Genomic DNA, 685 nt, shown 5'->3' on the forward strand with positions numbered 1-685 from the left:
CCACAAGACGACGCGCGAGACAGCGGACGAGCAGGTTGCCGAACGGCTCGCCATCCAGCCCGGCGAGCCGGTGACCGTGACGCGGTACCTCTACCGCTATGACGGGACTCCGATCCAAACCGCCATCTCGTGGGAGCCCTCAGTCCTCACCGCGGGCACGCCGATCGAGTTTCCTGAGGAAGGCGCAGCAATCGGCGTTGTCGCGCGCTTCGATCTGATCGGCCAGCACATCGACTCGGTAGAGGAAGAGATCACCTCACGACCACCAGCAGCGGAGGAGGTGAGAGCGCTCGAACTACCACCGGGCGTCTCCGTCCTCTCGATGAAGCGCACTTACCGAGTGGGTGACAAGCCGGTCGAGACTGCGGACATCGTTATGGCCGGTCACCGATCCGTGCTCTCCTACCGTCTCGCCGTTACCTGAGATAGGGGCCGGACTGGTTACGCCGCTTCGACCTCGAACACACCTTCCGGCTGTTCAAACAGACTCTGGGCTGGACCGCGCCGAAGCTCCGCGACCCCGAAGCCGCGGACCGCTGGACCTGGCTAGTCGTCGCCGCCTACACCTAGCTCCGCCTCGCCCGGACCCTGACCGCCGACCTGCGCCGCCCCTGGGAACGCCCCGCCGGACCCGGCCGGCTCACCCCCGCCCGCGTCCGCCGGGGATTTCGCCACCTCCACCCGA

At 67.3% G+C, this 685-nt stretch carries 1 protein-coding gene and 1 pseudogene; both read left to right on the forward strand.

Annotation, left to right across the window (positions count from 1 at the left end):
- Positions 1-424: UTRA domain-containing protein (locus DD1DGNOD_RS24725; RefSeq protein ID WP_131771140.1), on the forward strand; the 424-nt coding region annotated here is incomplete at its 5' end.
- A 14-nt stretch (positions 425-438) separates the two neighbouring features.
- A pseudogene (locus tag DD1DGNOD_RS30260) lies at positions 439-685 on the forward strand (NF041680 family putative transposase); the annotation flags it as partial.

Source organism: Candidatus Protofrankia californiensis (assembly GCF_900634765.1).
Taxonomy (GTDB): domain Bacteria; phylum Actinomycetota; class Actinomycetes; order Frankiales; family Frankiaceae; genus Protofrankia; species Protofrankia californiensis.